Raw genomic sequence first — 16,566 nt, 5'->3', positions numbered from 1 at the left:
CGGGATCACCATCGGAAGTCATAATCATGGAATCGCAGACAATTGTCGAAGCCCTTTTTCTCGGATTGCTGGAAGGGTTAACAGAGTTTATACCGGTCTCCTCCACAGGGCATCTGCTGCTGGCCGGACGCTTCCTCGGCTTTGAATCAAACGGCAAGACATTCGAGGTTCTGATCCAGCTTGGCGCGATCCTGGCCATTCTCACCGTCTATTTCGGCCGCCTGCTGAAAATTGCCCGGGACCTTCCCGGCGATGCGGGCACCCGGCGTTTCGTCGCCGGCATTCTCGTCGCGTTCCTGCCGGCCGTCGTCATCGGCGTGCTGGCGCATGGGTTCATCAAGGCGGTGCTGTTTGAATCGCCGATGCTGATCTGCATCATGCTGATTGTCGGCGGAATCATTCTGCTCTGGGTGGACCGGCTGGACCTGAAGCCGCGCTACACCAATGTGATGGACTATCCGTTGTCGCTGTGCCTGAAGATCGGTTTCATCCAGTGCCTCGCCATGATCCCCGGAACGTCGCGTTCCGGCTCGACCATCGTCGGTGCGCTCCTGCTTGGCGCGGACAAGCGCTCGGCGGCCGAGTTCTCGTTCTTCCTGGCGATGCCGACCATGGCGGGCGCCTTTGCCTACGACCTCTTCAAGAACCGCGATGTGCTGACGCTCAACGATGCATCGCTGATCGCCATCGGCTTTGTCGCAGCCTTCATATCGGGCGTCTTCGTCGTGCGGTATCTTCTGGACTATGTCTCGCGGCACGGCTTTGCATTGTTTGCCTACTGGCGGGTGATCGTCGGTACGGTCGGCCTGATCGCGCTTATCCTGGCGAAGTAGGAAGACAAAAAACCCCGGTCGAAGCCGGGGTTTTGTTTGGAACTGTACCGCCGGAATCAGGCGGGTTTCTGGCTCGAATACTGGCCCTGCGCACGGAAGCGCCAGAGATAGGACGGCAGGATCGTCTCGATTGTCTGCGGCTGGATGCCGAGGCCTTCCAACGTGCGATTTTCCCTCTTTGCCGCTTCGGACACAACGGAGTCCTTCTGCAGCAGCACCACCTGATCCTTGGTCAGAAGCGGTTTCGGCAGAAGGCCGAGAACAGAGCCCTGAAGCTTGGCAACCCACCATGGAATGGAGACCAGGATGCGCTTGCGTCCGATGATGCGCAGGGTTTCCTGCAGGCACTGGCGGAACGTCAGCACTTCGGCACCGCCGAGTTCATAGACCTGTCCGGCATTGAGCGAGCCATCGACGGAGCGGGCAAACACCTCCGCGAGATCGCCGACATAAACCGGCTGGAACCGGGTCTTGCCGCCACCGATCAGCGGCAGGAAGGGCGAGATGCGCGCCATGCCGGCAAAGCGGTTGAAGAAATCATCTTCCGGTCCGAACACGATGGACGGGCGGATGATCACCGCATCGGGCAATGTCTCGTGCACGGCCGCTTCGGCGCGGCCCTTGGTGCTGGCATAAAGCGAGGACGAGTGCTTATCCGCACCGAGCGCGGACATGTGGGTCAGCGGAACGCCGGCAGCGCGCGCAGCTTCGGCCACGGCACGGGCACCGAATTCATGCACGGTGCTGAAGCGCTGGGCGCCGCTTTCATAGGCAATCCCGACGAGATTGATGACGTGATCGGACCCGGCAACGGCGCGGTCGATCGACCAGCGGTAACGCAGATTGGCCTGAACGGCCTGGATCTGGCCAACGCCGCCGAGGGGTTGCAGATGGAAAGCAAGGTCGGGCCGGCGCACGGCGACGCGAACACGATAGCCGCGCTTGGTCAGGGCCCGCACGACGTGACGACCGACAAAACCCGAACCCCCGAAAATCGTGACAAGTTTTGGCTTCGTGATTGTCATCTGGCACTCCTATGGAAATCGTCCAATATTCCCCTGCTGTTTAAAGCCTTTTGCCGCGAAGGCAAAGGGTGGATCGACAGCAGGTCTCGCGGCGCGTTGCCGCGCTTGGCCGGACGGAATAGTGCCGGGCGCCGTTACCAGCCGCAGGCAGCGGAATAATCCGCAAGCACGCGGTCGACGGCGGCAATCAGGATGGCTTCCGGATTGCTGCGGTCCGCGGGATGAACGGCAAGATCGGGCAAAAACTGCCGCAGCAGCGTTTCGGGAATGTCACGCCCGGCCAGAGCAGCCATGAGCGTGCTGACGGCCTGCATGGCTTCCGGCTCGGTCCAGTAATAGCGGATGCGGTCGCTGTAGCTGTAGTGGCGCTGAATATGCAGTGCATCGTCCGCTCCGCTGTAATGCGACGCCCAATGCCCCGGCTTTTCCAGCATCAGGCGTTCCATGGCGCGGGCGAGAGAGCGTTCGCCATAGGATGTGTCCAGTTCCGACGCGATCAGGTCGAGCCCGTAGAGCGCTTCGCGCAGTGCAAAGGTCAGGCCGGGGCCGACTTTGAGAATCGGGAACCCGTCGCGCACGAGCGCGGAAAGCGACTGCACCGTCTGGTAGTCGGTGGAATGGGCTTCGAACACGAATTGCGGTTCATGCGCCAGCAGTTTCGCCAGTGCCACAGCCTGATCCGGCCTGTATTCGACGACATTCTCATTGCCGAACTCGACGCCGGGCTGCACGACAATACCGATGACGCGGTCGAAGGCAGCCTGAAGTCCTTCGCTGGCAAAGCGTGCGCGGTGAACTGCAATGGTGTGGCGTGCCGCATCCGGGCTGGTGGGCGTGACCTCGGTGAGTTCATGGTCCGCGCCGCCCGGAACCGGTACTTCCGTGCCGATGATGTAATTGGGCAGAGCAAAGCCGCTTGCCGCTGCCGCCTGCTCGGCGGCCTTGGCGAGCCGTGCGGCACGCTGGGCCGTGACCTCGTCATCGAGCGCCGGCGGCTCACCGGCGCAGCCCATGCTGGCGTCCAGATGGATCTTGGTGAAGCCGGCCTGGATATAGTCGATGACCATGGCTTCCGCCTTGGCCATGGCCTCTTCCGCCGGCAGCTTGCGCCATGGATTGGGGCCGAGATGATCGCCGCCGAAGATGAGATTGTTGCGGTCAAAGTCTTCTTCGCGGGCAATCGCTTCGACGAAGACGACGAAGTCGACCGGCGTCATGCCGGTATAGCCGCCATATTGGTTGACCTGATTGCATGTCGCCTCGATGAGGACGATCTGTCCGTGCTTTTTGCCGCGCCGCAGGGCCGCCCTGATGACAAGGGGATGGGCAGAGCAGACGGATGTGATACCGGCATTGTCACCATTGCGGTGCGCCGTGGCCAATTGGGCGAGGGACTTGAACATCTTACTTCCTTGGTGTCGCGGCGATGAACTGGTCGAGTTCCGGGAAGGTCGATGTGCCTTCCATGGGGCCGCGGTGGGTCACGTTGCGGGCGCCGGCGGCATTGGCATAATCGAGCGCCTGCGCCGCTGCATGGCCGAGACGGCGGCAGGTGAGATAGGTGGCGCCGAAGCAGTCGCCGGCGCCGGTCGGGTCGATTTCATCAACGAGGAATGCCGGGCGGCTGACACTGCCCGCCTCGGTGTACAGCGCCGAGCCATGCTGGCCGCGCTTCACCACGATTTCCGCAATGCCGGAGGCGAGGAGCTCTTTGATCGCTTCGTCTTCGGTGGCCGCCGGGCAGGCCACGAAAAGCTCGTCGCCCGATGGCAGGAGCAGGTCGCTCGCCGCCACGAGGGTCTTGAACTGGCGTCCGGTCTCTTCGCCGGCGGCCAGTTCCTTGCGCATATTGGGGTCGAGCGAGAGCGTGCCGCCGCGCTGCTTGATCTCCCGGAGGGTATAGTCGATGATCGGCCAAACCGCCGGGATCGACAGGGCGGATCCCATGACGTGCAAATGACCGGCGCGCGCAATCAGGGCCCTGGCGTTGTCGTTCAGGTCGATGTTACCTGCGGCACTGCGGGCGATGTTGTAGACGAAATCGCGCGTGCCATCATCGGCATAACGGACAAAGGCGCTGCCCGTGGGATAATCGGGGCTGACGGCGATGGCCGAGACATCTGCACCGTCCCGGCGCAGCCGTTCAACGTTCAGGCGCCCGAAATCGTCATTGCCGACCGTGGCAATGATACCGGCCTGTCCGCCGAGTTTGGCCACCTGGTCGATAAAGATAGCCGGCGCACCACTTGGAAAAGGTCCGATCAGCGGCTGAGCGCCGAGGAATCCTTTGCCGATGGTGGTGGCCATGATCTCGACGAGGATTTCGCCAACAGTGATCGTCGGGCCAAGGCCCTCCGGGGCCAGGGAGGAAGGGGTCACGTCAACCGTCATGTCGCTGTCTGCCTGTTGTCTCGCGCTTGAATCGTCATTGCGCTCGGCACAAACAGATAAGCCCTATTATTTCCGTGTCAACAAATAAATCTTTACGCGCGACAAGTTTTGCATCAGGCTGACATGCGCAGCATGATCTCGGCGTTCAGCAATATCCGTTCATTGGCAGGCAGTTCGAACTTCGAGTCCTGATGCTCGCCGAGCTTGTGGAACAGCAGGGCCGCCGCCAGCCTGCCGATCTCGTTGTAGTTCTGGGCGACCGTCGTCAGGGGTGGGCACATGTAGCGCGACAGGGGCTGATCGTCATGGCCGGCAACACGCAGATCACAGTCCTCCCCGCGCCCCACCTTCACGCCGGCCTGGAAGGCGGCGGCAATCACGCCGAAAGCCACACGGTCATTGGCGCAGAGCACGGTTCTGGTGGGAAAGCCGCCATCGCGCAGGATCTGCGTCGTGGCGTCGAACGCGGATTTCTCGAAATCCCAGTCGGCGGCCTGCTCCACTTCGATGACGCGCGGCTCAAGCTTCAGGCTGTCCATTGCTTCGCAATAGGCCTCGCGCCGTTCAAATGCGTTGCTGTTGACCGGCGGCATGCCGAAATAGCACGGCGCATCGCCGGAACGGGTGAGATAATCGACAATAAGCTGGAAGCTCTGCCGGTTGTTGGTGCCGACGAAGGGCGAAACCGTATCCAGGGGTGAGTCCACATAGATCATGGGAATGGACTCGCCCAGTTTCAGCAGTTTTTCCTGGTGCGACTGCACGCCGAGCGGCGCGATGATCGACCCGGCGACATTCATCGACTTGAAGGTTTCGATGGCGCGCTCTTCCAGTTCGGGTTTGCCGTCGGAGCTGAGAACGAAAGCGAGATAACCCGCCTGTTCGGCGATGCCTTCGATCCGGCGGGTCAGGGCCGTGTAGAACGGATCGGTTGAATTCGGGATGATGATGCCGAGAATATTGGTGCGGCGGCGATTGAGATTGACCGCGAAAATATTCGGGCGGAAGCCGGATTGCTTGACGGCGGCCTCGATGATGTCGCGGGTCTTCTTGCGCACGGAGTTGGGGTCGTTGAAGTATTTCGACACGGTGGGCCGCGACAGGCCGACAAACGCGGAAAAGTCTTCCATTGTTCTGATCGTCTTTTTCACCGCGTGCATTCCCTTTTCACGACCGATTCGCCTGTTTTAGGAGACATCGCCGTGCTTGTGAAGAAAATGTCCTGAGACAATTTCATCGGTCTTTCCGTTTGCATGCCTGGCACCCGCAACCCGCGAGGCCAATCAAAAATTTACAGAGCCGATCACATGCGTCAAGTTTTTGATTGAGCCACAACAATTCTGGATCATGTCAAACTTTCGCTCCTGTAACGTCCGGTACCCGGCAATGTTCCCTACCGGCGATAGTGGAAGCACGCCGGCCATGGGGAAGGTCACTGCTTCGGCAGAAATCCGCCCTGCAGATTCTTGTATACAGACCTGCAAATATTTTGGTATGACTTATTTTAAGTTTACGTGCGTAAAGTTCGTGGACTTAACCTTGGAGGAGGAGAGAATGAGCGTTACCTTGAGGAGGGCAACGCACCTGCTGCTCATGACCGCCGCCACCGGCGCTCTTGCCAGCACTGCGTCTGCAGAAGAATTGACCATCGCGACCGTCAACAATGCCGATATGATCGTGATGCAGAAATTGTCGCCCGAATGGGAGAAGGCGACCGGCAACAAGCTCAACTGGGTGGTCCTGGAAGAAAACGTGCTGCGTCAGCGTGTGACCACCGATATTGCCACCAAAAGCGGCCAGTTCGATATCCTGACCATCGGCGGCTACGAGGAGCCGATCTGGGGCAAGTCCGGATGGCTGGCGTCGGTGGATGACCTCGGCGACGATTATGATTACGCTGATCTGCTCGATCCGATCAAAAAGGGCCTGACGGTCGACGGCAAGCTCTATGCGGTCCCGTTCTATACGGAAAGCTCGTTCACGCTCTACCGCAAGGATCTCTTCGATGCGGCGGGCCTGACCATGCCGGATCAGCCCACCTATGACCAGATCAAGCAGTTTGCCGCCAAGCTGACCGACACGTCGAAAGAGCAGTATGGCATCTGCCTGCGCGGCAAGGCCGGGTGGGGCGAGAACATGGCGTTCCTCGGAACCATGATCAACACCTATGGCGGGCGCTGGTTCGACATGGACTGGAAACCGCAGATCAACTCGGCGCCGTGGAAAGAGGCCATCACGACCTATGTCGACCTGATGAAGAAGTACGGCCCGCCCGGTGCGACCTCGAACGGCTTCAATGAAAACCAGGCGCTGTTTGCCACCGGCCACTGCGCCATGTGGATCGATGCGACATCGGCGGCCGGCCGTGTTTTCGATCCCAAGCAAAGCAAGGTGGCGGACAAGGTGGCGTTCACGCGGGCACCCGTTCAGGTGACACCCAACGGCGCCGGCTGGTCCTGGGCCTGGACCCTGGCCATTCCCGCCACGTCGAAGAAAGTCGACGCGGCGAAATCCTTCCTGAAATGGGCGACGTCGAAGGAGTACGTCAAGCGGGTTGCCGCCAGTGAAGGCTGGGTTGCGGTTCCGCCGGGAACACGCAAATCCACCTATGACAATCCGGACTATCAGAAGGCCGCGCCGTTTGCCGCAACGGTCCTGAAATCCATCATGGCGGCCGACCCGACAAAGCCGACGAAAGACCCTGTGCCCTATACCGGCGTGCAGTTCGTGGCCATTCCCGAGTTCCAGGCGTTCGGTACGACGGTCGGCCAGCTGATATCGTCGGCGCTCGCGGGCACGCAAACCGTCGACCAGGCGCTGGATTCCGGGCAGCGGCAGGTGGAGCAGATCATGACCCGCGCCGGCTACATCAAATAGCCTCTTGCCGTGGCCCGCATGGGATGTGCGGGCCACGGAACACTGCAAGCCAGCGCTCCCTGCAACAGGATGGATTTGCCATGAAAGCCATTCAATTCACCGGCCTGGGCATTGCCGGTCTCGCCGATCTTGATGAGCCGGAACTTGCGCCCGGCCATGCGCTGGTCCGGGTGATGGCATCCGGTCTGTGCCATACGGATATCGACGTGCTGCATGGACGATACGGCAACGGCGCCTTTCCGCTTGTTCCCGGCCACGAATATGCCGGTATCGTCGAAATGGTCGCAGACGATGTCACGGATGTGCATCCCGGCGACCGTGTGGCCATCGATCCCAACATTCCCTGCGGCACCTGCCGGTCCTGCCGCAAGGGATTGACCAATCTGTGCGACAGCCTGGAAGCCTATGGCGTCTCGCGCAACGGCGGCTTCGCGCAGTACAGTACCGTCAACTCCGCGCACCTGCATGGCATCGGCCATCTGCCTTTTCACATTGCAGCGCTTGCCGAACCGCTGGCCTGCGTGCTCAACGGGCTCGGCAATGCTCATGCCGTGCGTGCCAAAAACGCCCTTGTCTTCGGCGCGGGCCCGATCGGCTTGCTGATGGCCCTGTCGCTGCAAGCGGAGGGCGTCGAGGATGTCAGCGTTGCCGACATCAATGAGGACCGGTTGAGCTTTGCCCAATCGCTTGGCCTCAAGCCGATGGTATCCGGCTCGACTGCGCTTGGGAAACAGGCGAAGGCGTTTGATTTTGTCGCCGATGCAACGGGTATCGCCAGGGTGGTGGAAGAGATGATCGCCTACACGGCCGATGGCGGAACGGCGCTGGTTTTCGGGGTCAGCGCGCCGGACGCACGCATTCAGATCGCCCCGTTCGAAATTTTCCGCCGCCAGATCAGTCTCGTCGGCTCCCATTCGCTCAACCGCAATATTCCCGACGCCTTGGCCATATTGCAGCGCGACAACGGAACCATGGCAAGGCTTGTCTCCCATCGCCTGCCGCTGGATGACATTCTTCCCTATCTCGCGAAAGGCGCAGCAACGCCGCAGACCATGAAAGTACAATTCTCGGCCGAATAAATCTTCCCGAGGTTTGCTTCGGGTTAAGACTTGGGTAGCATAACCCCGGACCGGTCAGAATCGGTCAATTGCGGGGGAGCATACAATGGACGGCAATATTCCGAGCCCGGAAGTCTTTACCCATGTGCGTGTGATCATCGGTATCATTTTGGGCCTGAGTATTTCCCGGCTGCTCACCGGTGTCGCCCGCATCATTCAGCATCCGCTGCGCAAGAATATTTATCCGATTCATCTTGGCTGGGTATTCTTCACCTTTCTGACCGTGGTGCATTTCTGGTGGTTTGAATTTTACCTGCATCAGACTTTGGTGTGGAAGTTCGAGGCCTACCTCTTCGTCATTTTTTACGCCAGCCTGCACTTTCTGGCCTGCGGTATGCTTTTTCCCGACAGCATGGACGGGTATTCCGGCTACGAAAACTACTTCATGTCGCGGCGTGCCTGGTTCTTCGGCCTGTTGATGGCGATCTTCCTGGTCGATTTCGCCGACACGGCGATGAAGGGCCGGGAGCATTTTCATTCGCTCGGGCCGGTCTATCCCCTGCGCAATCTTTTCCTGATCGCTGTCTGCGGTGCCGCTGCCTATCTGCGCGAGCAGAGGATGCAGTGGCTGTTCCTCAGCCTGGCGCTTGTCTGTCAGCTCGTCTTCATCCTGATCCAGTTCGACACGATCTGAAAACGGCAAAGAAAAACCCGCCGGTCCTGGGACCGGCGGGTTTCGTTTCAGTCAGAACGTCAGGAGAAGCTTAGTTCTTTTCCTGCTTCTTCAGAGCGGCACCGAGGATGTCGCCCAGCGAAGCGCCGGAGTCGGACGAACCGTACTGTGCAACGGCTTCCTTCTCTTCAGCGATTTCCAGTGCCTTGATGGAGACCTGCAGCTTGCGGGTCTTCTTGTCGAAGGCGATGACGCGGGCGTCGACCTTCTGGCCAACCGTGAAGCGTTCCGGACGCTGTTCGTCACGATCGCGGGACAGATCCGCACGACGGATGAACGAGTCGAGATCGTGGTCAACCAGACGGACTTCGAGGCCGCCATCGGTGATGCCGGTGACTTCAACGGTTACAACGGCGTTCTTGCGCAGTTCGCCCGAGGTTGCTGCTTCACCGACCTTGTCGCCTGTGAGCTGCTTGATGCCGAGCGAGATGCGTTCCTTCTCGACGTCAACATCGAGAACCTGCGCCTTGACGACGTCACCCTTGTTGTACTCTTCGATGACCTGTTCGCCCGGACGGTTCCAGTCGAGGTCGGAGAGGTGAACCATGCCGTCCACATCGCCGTCGAGGCCAATGAACAGGCCGAATTCGGTCTTGTTCTTGACTTCGCCTTCGACGATCGTGCCGACAGGGAACTTGTCTGCGAAGGTCGTCCATGGGTTGTCGAGGGTCTGCTTGAGGCCCAGCGAGATGCGGCGCTTGACCGGATCCACTTCGAGAACAACGACTTCGACTTCCTGTGTGGTCGAGAGCAGCTTGCCCGGATGCACGTTCTTCTTTGTCCAGGACATTTCGGAAACGTGGATAAGGCCTTCGATGCCTGGCTCGATTTCGACGAATGCACCGTAGTCGGTGATGTTCGTAACCGTACCGGTGATCTTTTTGCCGATCGGGTACTTTGCACCGATACCATCCCAAGGATCGCTTTCGAGCTGCTTCATGCCGAGCGAAATACGATGTGTTTCCTGGTTGATGCGGATGATCTGAACCTTGACCGTCTGGCCGATGTTCAGGATTTCCGACGGATGGTTGACGCGGCGCCATGCCATGTCGGTCACGTGCAGCAGACCATCGATACCGCCGAGGTCAACGAACGCACCATAATCGGTGATGTTCTTGACGACGCCTTCAACGACCTGACCTTCTTCAAGGTTCTGGACGATTTCAGAGCGCTGTTCAGCACGGCTCTCTTCAAGAACGGTACGACGCGAAACAACGATGTTGCCGCGACGCTTGTCCATCTTGAGGATTTCGAAGGGCTGCGGGTTGTGCATCAGCGGGGTAACGTCGCGGATCGGACGGATGTCGACCTGCGAACGCGGCAGGAAGGCGACGGCGCCGTCGAGATCGACGGTGAAACCACCCTTGACCTGATTGAAGATGACACCATCGACGCGCTCGCCGCGGTTGAACTTCTCTTCAAGACGGACCCAGCTCTCTTCGCGGCGTGCTTTTTCACGCGACAGAACAGCTTCGCCGAGGGCGTTTTCGATACGCTCGACGTAGACTTCAACGATATCGCCCGGCTTCAGCGAGCCGTCTTTGGCTTTCGCGCCGAATTCCTTGAGCGGTACGCGGCCTTCAACCTTGAGGCCGGCGTCAATGATCGCCATGTCTTTTTCGATGGCGACGATACGGCCCTTGACGACATAACCTTCAGCAAGGTCATTGGTGGCAAAGGACTCGGCGAGAAGAGCTTCGAAATCTTCGCGCGTTGGATTGGCTTGAGACATAAATACTCCTGGTGTGTCCGGACATCGTCATCGGACACAGCACCGGTGGTTCGTGTTGCGGTTCATCTGCGGGCCAATCCGCCCTATGCGGGCAATCCGGTGCATGGACTGGTAGCAGATGCTGGTTTAATACCTGTTTCCCACCAAAGCCTGATCAATCAGTTTTTTGGCAGCAAGAAACGCGGTCTCTATATCCATTTCCGTCGTATCTAGCAAGTGCGCGTCGGCAGCGGGCTTCAATGGCGAGTCCGTGCGGCCCATATCGCGGGCGTCGCGGCGGGTAAGATCGGCCAGAATCTCCTCATACAGGACGGCCGCGCCCGAGGATTTGATTTCGTCAAACCGCCGCTTCGCCCGTGCTTGCGGGGAGGCGGTGATGTAAAGTTTAACTGGCGCGTCCGGGCAGACCACCGTGCCGATATCGCGCCCGTCGAGAACGGTGCCGGGGGAGCGCTGGGCAAACGCCTGCTGCGCCGCAACCAGCGCCCGCCGGACCGCGGGCATGACGGCAACCTTGGAAGCCGCTTCGCCCACATCATGCGTGGACAGGGCTGCCCGGTCGAGTTTGGACAGATCGATGCCGCGTGCCGCCTTTTCCGCCAGAAATTCGTCGTCGAGCGCCATGTTCTGGTCGAGCAGCGCCTTGGCAACCGCGCGGTATGTCAGCCCGGTATCAAGATGATGATAGCCGTAATAATCGGCAATCCGCCGGGCCAGCGTGCCTTTGCCCGACGCAGCCGGTCCGTCGATAGCAATGGTGAAAGACGGCGCCGGCGCGTGGATATCGTCCTTTTCATCGCGGTCAAACAGCCAGTTGCCAAGGGCGAACAGCAGATAGGCCGCGGCAAGGACGAGCGTGATCAGCGGCGTGATGCCGATCGTGACGAACGCGAACCCGCCTACCGTGGTCGCCAGTGCGGAAAGCCATGCCGGCAGATAGGCGGACATGTTCTGCAGCAGCGCATCGATGGCGAATATCAGGGCAAACTGGAAGACGAACAGCCAGAACAGCAGGGCGAAGAGCCCGAAGCGAATTTTCAGCGCAAACCGTTCAATGGCGTAGGCAACGCCAACAATGACCAGGGAGGTGAGCAGGAAAAACATCAGGCACTCCCTGCCTGCAGGGGAGCCGTTGTCAACGCAGTCTGCAAATGGACAGCAGGTTCGATCATCGCTCTCTGTTTCTTGCCTTTGCGCCCATGAGGAAGCCTATGCCATAACCGACGATTGATCCAAACGCGGGCGGCAGAAGCAGAAACTGATAGGGCATCCAATCGCTTGTTCCCGCAGCCTCAGGCACGGACACATCCGGCCGGGAACCATCGGAGACATTCCACGCATAGAGGAAGATCAGGAGCAAAGGAAGAACGACCCGCATGATCGAACTCAAAATGCCGGGCCATGGCTGCGATGATCCACTGGAAATTGTGCCGCGATAGGCGCTTCGTCCCGCCCAGACGACGAACGGAACGCTCGACATCATATAAAGGGCGTAAACCGTCAGGGCGGAAAAAAGCGCGCTCATCGGTATCAGGCTGGTGTTTCCTGCACGGAAATCTCGGCACCCATGCCGCTCATCATGTCCATGAATTCCGGAAAGCTCGTGGCAATCATGGTGGAGTCATCGACGGTAACGGGTTTTTCCGCGACGAGGCCCATGACGAGGAAGCTCATCGCAATGCGATGATCGAGATGGGTCTCTACCGTGCCGCCGCCGAGGTTCTTGCCATCCGGGCGGCCGCGCACGCTTAGGGTTTCCGGGCCTTCCGTGCAATCGACGCCGTTGGCCTTGAGGCCGTTGGCAACGGCTGACAGGCGGTCCGATTCCTTGACCCGCAATTCCTCGAGGCCGTTCATCACGGTCTCGCCGGTGGCGAAGGCGGCCGCGACGGCGAGCACGGGATATTCATCGATCATCGAGGGCGCCCGGTCAGCCGGGACGATCACGCCTTTCAGCTCGGAGGCGCGCACGCGCAGGTCCGCGACATCCTCGCCGCCGGCAAGGCGGGCATTGAGGATCTCGATGCTGGCACCCATGTCCTGCAAGGTCAGAATGAGGCCCGTACGGGTCGGGTTCATCAGCACATTGCGGATGGTGATATCGGAGCCGGGCACGAGCAGTGCCGCCACCAGCGGAAACGCCGTCGACGACGGGTCGCCGGGCACGTCGATGATCTGGCCGGTGAGCTTGCCCTGGCCCTCGATGCGGATGTGCCGGACATTGTCCTTGTCGGTTTCGACGGAAAGATTGGCGCCAAACCCCTGCAGCATCTTTTCCGTGTGGTCGCGCGTCATGACCGGTTCGATGACCGTCGTTATGCCTGGTGTGTTGAGGCCCGCCAGCAACACGGCTGATTTGACCTGTGCCGAAGCCATCGGAACCCGGTAGGTGATGGGGGCGGCAACCTTGGGGCCGCGCAGTGTCAGCGGCATGCGGTCGCCGTCTGATGCGGTCACCTGAACGCCCATTTCCCGCAGGGGATTGAGCACGCGGCCCATGGGGCGCTTGGACAGGGAGGCGTCGCCAATGAAGGTGGTTTCCATCGCGTAGACGCCGACAAGGCCCATGGTCAGGCGGGCACCCGTGCCGGCATTGCCGAAATCGAGCGGCGCTTCCGGCTGCAGCAGGCAGCCATTGCCGGTGCCCTGAATGATCCACACATCGCCTTCCCTCGCGATTTTCGCACCCATGGCCTGCATGGCGCGGCCGGTGTTGATCACGTCCTCACCTTCCAGCAGTCCGGTGATGCGGGTCTCGCCCGAGGCAAGGCCGCCAAACATGAAGGAGCGATGCGATATCGATTTGTCTCCGGGAATCCGGATATCTCCGGACAGGGCCTTGGAACGGCGGGCGGGGGCGGGCTTGGGCAATGCGGAATGGGACATGAGTACGATCAATCACAAGGAAAATTGGTGTTTCATCTCGAGCCTGTAGGCGTCGGCGTTCCTAACACAGCTTGTTCGTCCGGTCATCTCGCAAATGCATAGTTCGGCCGAACGGCAATCTCGCGTCGTTTTGGCTTTGACAAATGCGCTGAATTGCGTTTATGGGACCAGAAATCCATTTGATGAGCGCTGGCATAAACGGTTGGACGATGGCATACCGGATGCAGGCGCAGCCAGAAGACGAGGCATAACGTGGTAAATCCAAAACTTGGTACCAAGCGAGTTGACCCTGAAACAGGTCAGAAATTCTACGATCTGAACCGCGATCCGATCGTCTCCCCTTATACGGGCAAGAGCTATCCGCTCAGCTATTTTGATTCGACTGTTCCTTCCGCGCGTGAGGAAGAGGAAGAGGTCGAGACCGAAGAACTCGATGTCGTTCTGGAAAAGCCGGAATTCGTTTCGCTTGAAGAAGCCGATGGCGATGTCGATGGCGACGTGCCGGATCTGGGCGATGACGTCGATGTGGATGTCGACGATGCCGATGATGATGACACGTTCCTTGCCGAAGACGAGGAAGACGAAGATGACGACGTTACCGATATCCTCGGCGGCGGCATCGGCGAAGACGACGAAAACTGATTTTGAACAAGGTCTTTCGCTCTTCCGAAAAATAACGGAAATATCCGGCGAATAGACCTTGATCTTCTCTGCGGCGGGCGATATGTACCCGCCTCGGAACGGTTCCCAACCGTTCGACTGTCCAGCCGGATTTATCCGGCTTAGCCGAAACCGGCTAATGGAATGGGGCCATAGCTCAGCTGGGAGAGCGCTTGCATGGCATGCAAGAGGTCAGCGGTTCGATCCCGCTTGGCTCCACCAAATCTTCAGTGATTTCAGAATTTTGTCCACGGCACATGGTTGCCGCTTCAGCGCAGCTGCGAGCGCGCAGTCGGCAGCAGGCGTGTCGCCAGTGGCTTGCCGGTGAGATAGGCTGCAAGCCGTGTCTGCTCCGACAGCCATGCCGCGTCGTTCTCCAGTACCGCCCTATGGGTTTTGTGTGCGGACTCATCGTCAAACCGGGAAAAGACCGCCAGGACATTTTCATTTTGCCGCACGGGGAGCCGGGTGAACGTGTTCTCGCCGTGCTCGGATGTGAAGACGGCAACCGGATTGTCGCCCCGTCCTTGCAGGAGCGGCGCGACGGACGTGCTGTAGTAGCTGTGGAAGCCCTGGTCCGCAGGCCGCTTGAGTTGATAGGTGACCACTTGAAACACCGCCGGTGAAGCGGCTTCCGTCGGGGATGCCGGCCGGGCGGCGGGAAGTGCAAACCCGCTGGATGATTCGGCGGGGTGAAGCAGCAGTACATTGTCGGAATCGATCATGGTGCCGTTTGCCCTGTCGCGGTGCGCGCTCCAGACCGGGCCGTCATAGAACGCGGTCAACGCCGCGTGCCGGGTTACCATATCTTCAAAACCACGCAGCCAGACAAAGGCGTCGGGATCATCCGGATCGCGGAACTGGCCGATGACGGTCATGCCGCAGGCTTCCTGGCTTTCCAGAAAATGGGTGTCGAACAGGTCGATGAGGTCGTCACGGCGGCCGGGATGAAGCGTATAGCGCCTGAGTTCGACGATGGAACTGAAATGCCTGCCCGCCGCCTCGGTCCGCTGAACAGCCTTTGGTTGCATCAATTCAGGCATCTCGTTCAATCCTTCCCCATAAAACAGACCGGTCATCCTGTTTTTAATAAAACCGGTTGTCCTGTTTTTGTCAACTTGTTAGTCTGCGGCGGCATGAAGGGGCTGACATGGCACAGGATTCGATCGGAAAGCCGAAGAGGGTCAATGATCCGCAGGGAATGCGTTCACGCATCCTCGATGTGGCAGCGGACCTTTTCCAAAGGCGCGGCTATCATTCGACGAGCGTTCAGGATGTCGTTCAGGCAGCCGGGGCGACAGGCGGCGCCCTGCATCATCATTTCCCCACCAAGAAGGCGCTGGGGCTTGCCGTCATAGAAGAACGGGTGGCGCGCGAGGTCAACGCAACCGCGATCGAGCCCGTGCTGCGGGCAGACCGATCGAAGACCGGCGTCCTGGCGTTTTTTTCCGCGGTGGCCGGCGAACTGGAGCGTAATCAGGCGGTGACGGGATGCCCGCTCAACAATCTCGCCATGGAGCTTTCGCTGGCTGATCCTGATTTTCGCCATGCGTCCAACGCCATCTTTGAGCGTTGGGTCGGGGTGCTTGCACAGAGATTCCAGGATGACGATCCGGCACTCGCACCCCGACAGGCCGGGGCGCTGGCCACACTGGTGATCGCCGCCTATTCCGGCGCCATGGCGATGGCCAAGGCCAGCCAGAGCGCGCTGCCGCTGCGCGATTGCGCGGCGCAGCTGGAAAAGCTTTTGCCCTAGGGTCCAGACCCTGGGCTGCTTGTCAGGCCTGCCGTGAGAAAACCACCGCCGTGAACAAAAGCACGCCCGCAAACACGATCATCGAGCCGATGCCAACAAGCGGTTCCATCGCGGCATTGCCAAGCGACAGGAAATACAGCGGCGGTATCATCACAACGATACCCACGGTGTAGACGATGAACTGAAGCATTGGCAGGCGTCCGGTGGCCTTTGCCGGGTTGAGCGCATAGTAGGTGCCGAATATCGCGCTGCTGACCCAACCGAGAAGATTGAGATGGGCATGGGCGGGAAAGGCAGTATGATCGCCCGATAGCCCCATTTGCAGTCCCATGATGATACCCAGTAAAAACAAGATCGTCGCGGATTTGAAGAACAGCTGCGAAACCTGTGGCATGAGCGCATTCTTTCTCTGAACAGACAAGACAGTCTGCGAAAATCTATAGTCTCGAATTGGGTTTGGTGCCAGAGCACCGCCGCTAGCAAAAATAGGTAGGTTGTCCTCGCCGGAGACTAGTTCGCGGGCGCGGGCGGCGATTGCTGTTTTCGACTGGATTAGCGCGAGAAAATCGATCAAACCATTCTGAAAAAGATCAGAATCGAGGAATCTCCCATGCC

16 protein-coding genes and 1 tRNA gene are annotated in these 16,566 nt (G+C 59.6%); 7 read left to right on the top strand and 10 right to left on the bottom strand.

What is annotated here, in order from left to right; all coding sequences use genetic code 11:
- Positions 1–26: 26 nt before the first annotated feature.
- The gene (locus RDL77_RS03640) at positions 27–833 is read left to right on the top strand and encodes an undecaprenyl-diphosphate phosphatase (protein ID WP_223614023.1); all 807 of its coding nucleotides are present in this window, start codon (positions 27–29) and stop codon (positions 831–833) included.
- Between the two features lie 56 nt (positions 834–889).
- Here RDL77_RS03640 and RDL77_RS03635 read toward each other — a convergent pair whose 3' ends face one another.
- The 4 genes from RDL77_RS03635 to RDL77_RS03620 form a co-directional block, all read right to left on the bottom strand.
- Positions 890–1,858, bottom strand: coding sequence for a complex I NDUFA9 subunit family protein (locus RDL77_RS03635; protein WP_223614024.1), 969 nt, complete (start codon positions 1,856–1,858; stop codon positions 890–892).
- Positions 1,859–1,992: 134 nt separating this feature from the next.
- Positions 1,993–3,261 (bottom strand): D-tagatose-bisphosphate aldolase, class II, non-catalytic subunit, encoded by a 1,269-nt coding sequence (locus RDL77_RS03630; RefSeq protein WP_288191842.1) that lies wholly within the window; start codon positions 3,259–3,261, stop codon positions 1,993–1,995.
- A 1-nt stretch (position 3,262) separates the two neighbouring features.
- Entirely contained in the window at positions 3,263–4,249 is a 987-nt protein-coding gene (locus RDL77_RS03625) for a sugar kinase (RefSeq protein ID WP_288191841.1), read from the bottom strand.
- A 113-nt stretch (positions 4,250–4,362) separates the two neighbouring features.
- The gene (locus tag RDL77_RS03620; RefSeq protein ID WP_288191840.1) at positions 4,363–5,409 is read right to left on the bottom strand and encodes a LacI family DNA-binding transcriptional regulator; all 1,047 of its coding nucleotides are present in this window, start codon (positions 5,407–5,409) and stop codon (positions 4,363–4,365) included.
- Positions 5,410–5,842: 433 nt separating this feature from the next.
- On the opposite strand from RDL77_RS03620, the gene RDL77_RS03615 reads away from it, so the two are divergent.
- The 3 genes from RDL77_RS03615 (at position 5,843) to RDL77_RS03605 (ending at position 8,878) form a co-directional block, all read left to right on the top strand.
- Positions 5,843–7,126 (top strand): sugar ABC transporter substrate-binding protein, encoded by a 1,284-nt coding sequence (locus RDL77_RS03615; protein ID WP_288191943.1) that lies wholly within the window; start codon positions 5,843–5,845, stop codon positions 7,124–7,126.
- An 80-nt stretch (positions 7,127–7,206) separates the two neighbouring features.
- Positions 7,207–8,205, top strand: coding sequence for a zinc-dependent alcohol dehydrogenase family protein (locus tag RDL77_RS03610; protein WP_288191839.1), 999 nt, complete (start codon positions 7,207–7,209; stop codon positions 8,203–8,205).
- Positions 8,206–8,290: 85 nt separating this feature from the next.
- The gene (locus RDL77_RS03605) at positions 8,291–8,878 is read left to right on the top strand and encodes a hypothetical protein (protein WP_288191838.1); all 588 of its coding nucleotides are present in this window, start codon (positions 8,291–8,293) and stop codon (positions 8,876–8,878) included.
- A gap of 70 nt (positions 8,879–8,948) precedes the next feature.
- On the opposite strand, the gene rpsA is transcribed toward RDL77_RS03605, so the two are convergent.
- The 4 genes from rpsA to aroA all read right to left on the bottom strand — a co-directional run bounded on the left by rpsA (position 8,949) and on the right by aroA (position 13,535).
- Positions 8,949–10,649 (bottom strand): 30S ribosomal protein S1, encoded by a 1,701-nt coding sequence (gene rpsA, locus RDL77_RS03600; RefSeq protein ID WP_091879198.1) that lies wholly within the window; start codon positions 10,647–10,649, stop codon positions 8,949–8,951.
- A 126-nt stretch (positions 10,650–10,775) separates the two neighbouring features.
- On the bottom strand, positions 10,776–11,432 hold the full coding sequence (gene cmk, locus RDL77_RS03595) for a (d)CMP kinase (RefSeq protein WP_288191942.1): 657 nt from the start codon (positions 11,430–11,432) through the stop codon (positions 10,776–10,778).
- Between the two features lie 385 nt (positions 11,433–11,817).
- Entirely contained in the window at positions 11,818–12,174 is a 357-nt protein-coding gene (locus tag RDL77_RS03590; protein ID WP_223614029.1) for a hypothetical protein, read from the bottom strand.
- A 5-nt stretch (positions 12,175–12,179) separates the two neighbouring features.
- Positions 12,180–13,535, bottom strand: a complete 1,356-nt coding sequence (gene aroA, locus RDL77_RS03585; protein ID WP_288191837.1) for a 3-phosphoshikimate 1-carboxyvinyltransferase — start codon at positions 13,533–13,535, stop codon at positions 12,180–12,182.
- Positions 13,536–13,787: 252 nt separating this feature from the next.
- On the opposite strand from aroA, the gene RDL77_RS03580 reads away from it, so the two are divergent.
- A complete protein-coding gene (locus tag RDL77_RS03580; protein WP_105734052.1) occupies positions 13,788–14,177 on the top strand; it encodes a TIGR02300 family protein in 390 nt (129 codons plus the stop codon).
- A 164-nt stretch (positions 14,178–14,341) separates the two neighbouring features.
- Positions 14,342–14,417: transfer RNA gene (locus RDL77_RS03575), tRNA-Ala, on the top strand.
- A gap of 47 nt (positions 14,418–14,464) precedes the next feature.
- On the opposite strand, the gene RDL77_RS03570 is transcribed toward RDL77_RS03575, so the two are convergent.
- The gene (locus RDL77_RS03570) at positions 14,465–15,238 is read right to left on the bottom strand and encodes an NIPSNAP family protein (RefSeq protein WP_288191836.1); all 774 of its coding nucleotides are present in this window, start codon (positions 15,236–15,238) and stop codon (positions 14,465–14,467) included.
- A gap of 107 nt (positions 15,239–15,345) precedes the next feature.
- On the opposite strand from RDL77_RS03570, the gene RDL77_RS03565 reads away from it, so the two are divergent.
- Complete coding sequence (locus tag RDL77_RS03565; protein ID WP_288191835.1) at positions 15,346–15,951, top strand: TetR/AcrR family transcriptional regulator; 606 nt, start codon at positions 15,346–15,348, stop codon at positions 15,949–15,951.
- 22 nt (positions 15,952–15,973) lie between these two features.
- On the opposite strand, the gene RDL77_RS03560 is transcribed toward RDL77_RS03565, so the two are convergent.
- Positions 15,974–16,345 (bottom strand): hypothetical protein, encoded by a 372-nt coding sequence (locus RDL77_RS03560; protein WP_288191941.1) that lies wholly within the window; start codon positions 16,343–16,345, stop codon positions 15,974–15,976.
- Positions 16,346–16,566 lie beyond the last annotated feature (221 nt).

The sequence above is a fragment of the uncultured Phyllobacterium sp. genome, assembly GCF_902479695.1.
In the GTDB taxonomy this organism is placed as follows: domain Bacteria; phylum Pseudomonadota; class Alphaproteobacteria; order Rhizobiales; family Rhizobiaceae; genus Phyllobacterium; species Phyllobacterium calauticae.
Note: the sequence above shows the minus strand (reverse complement) of the source record. Positions and strands in the feature narration are given on the sequence as shown.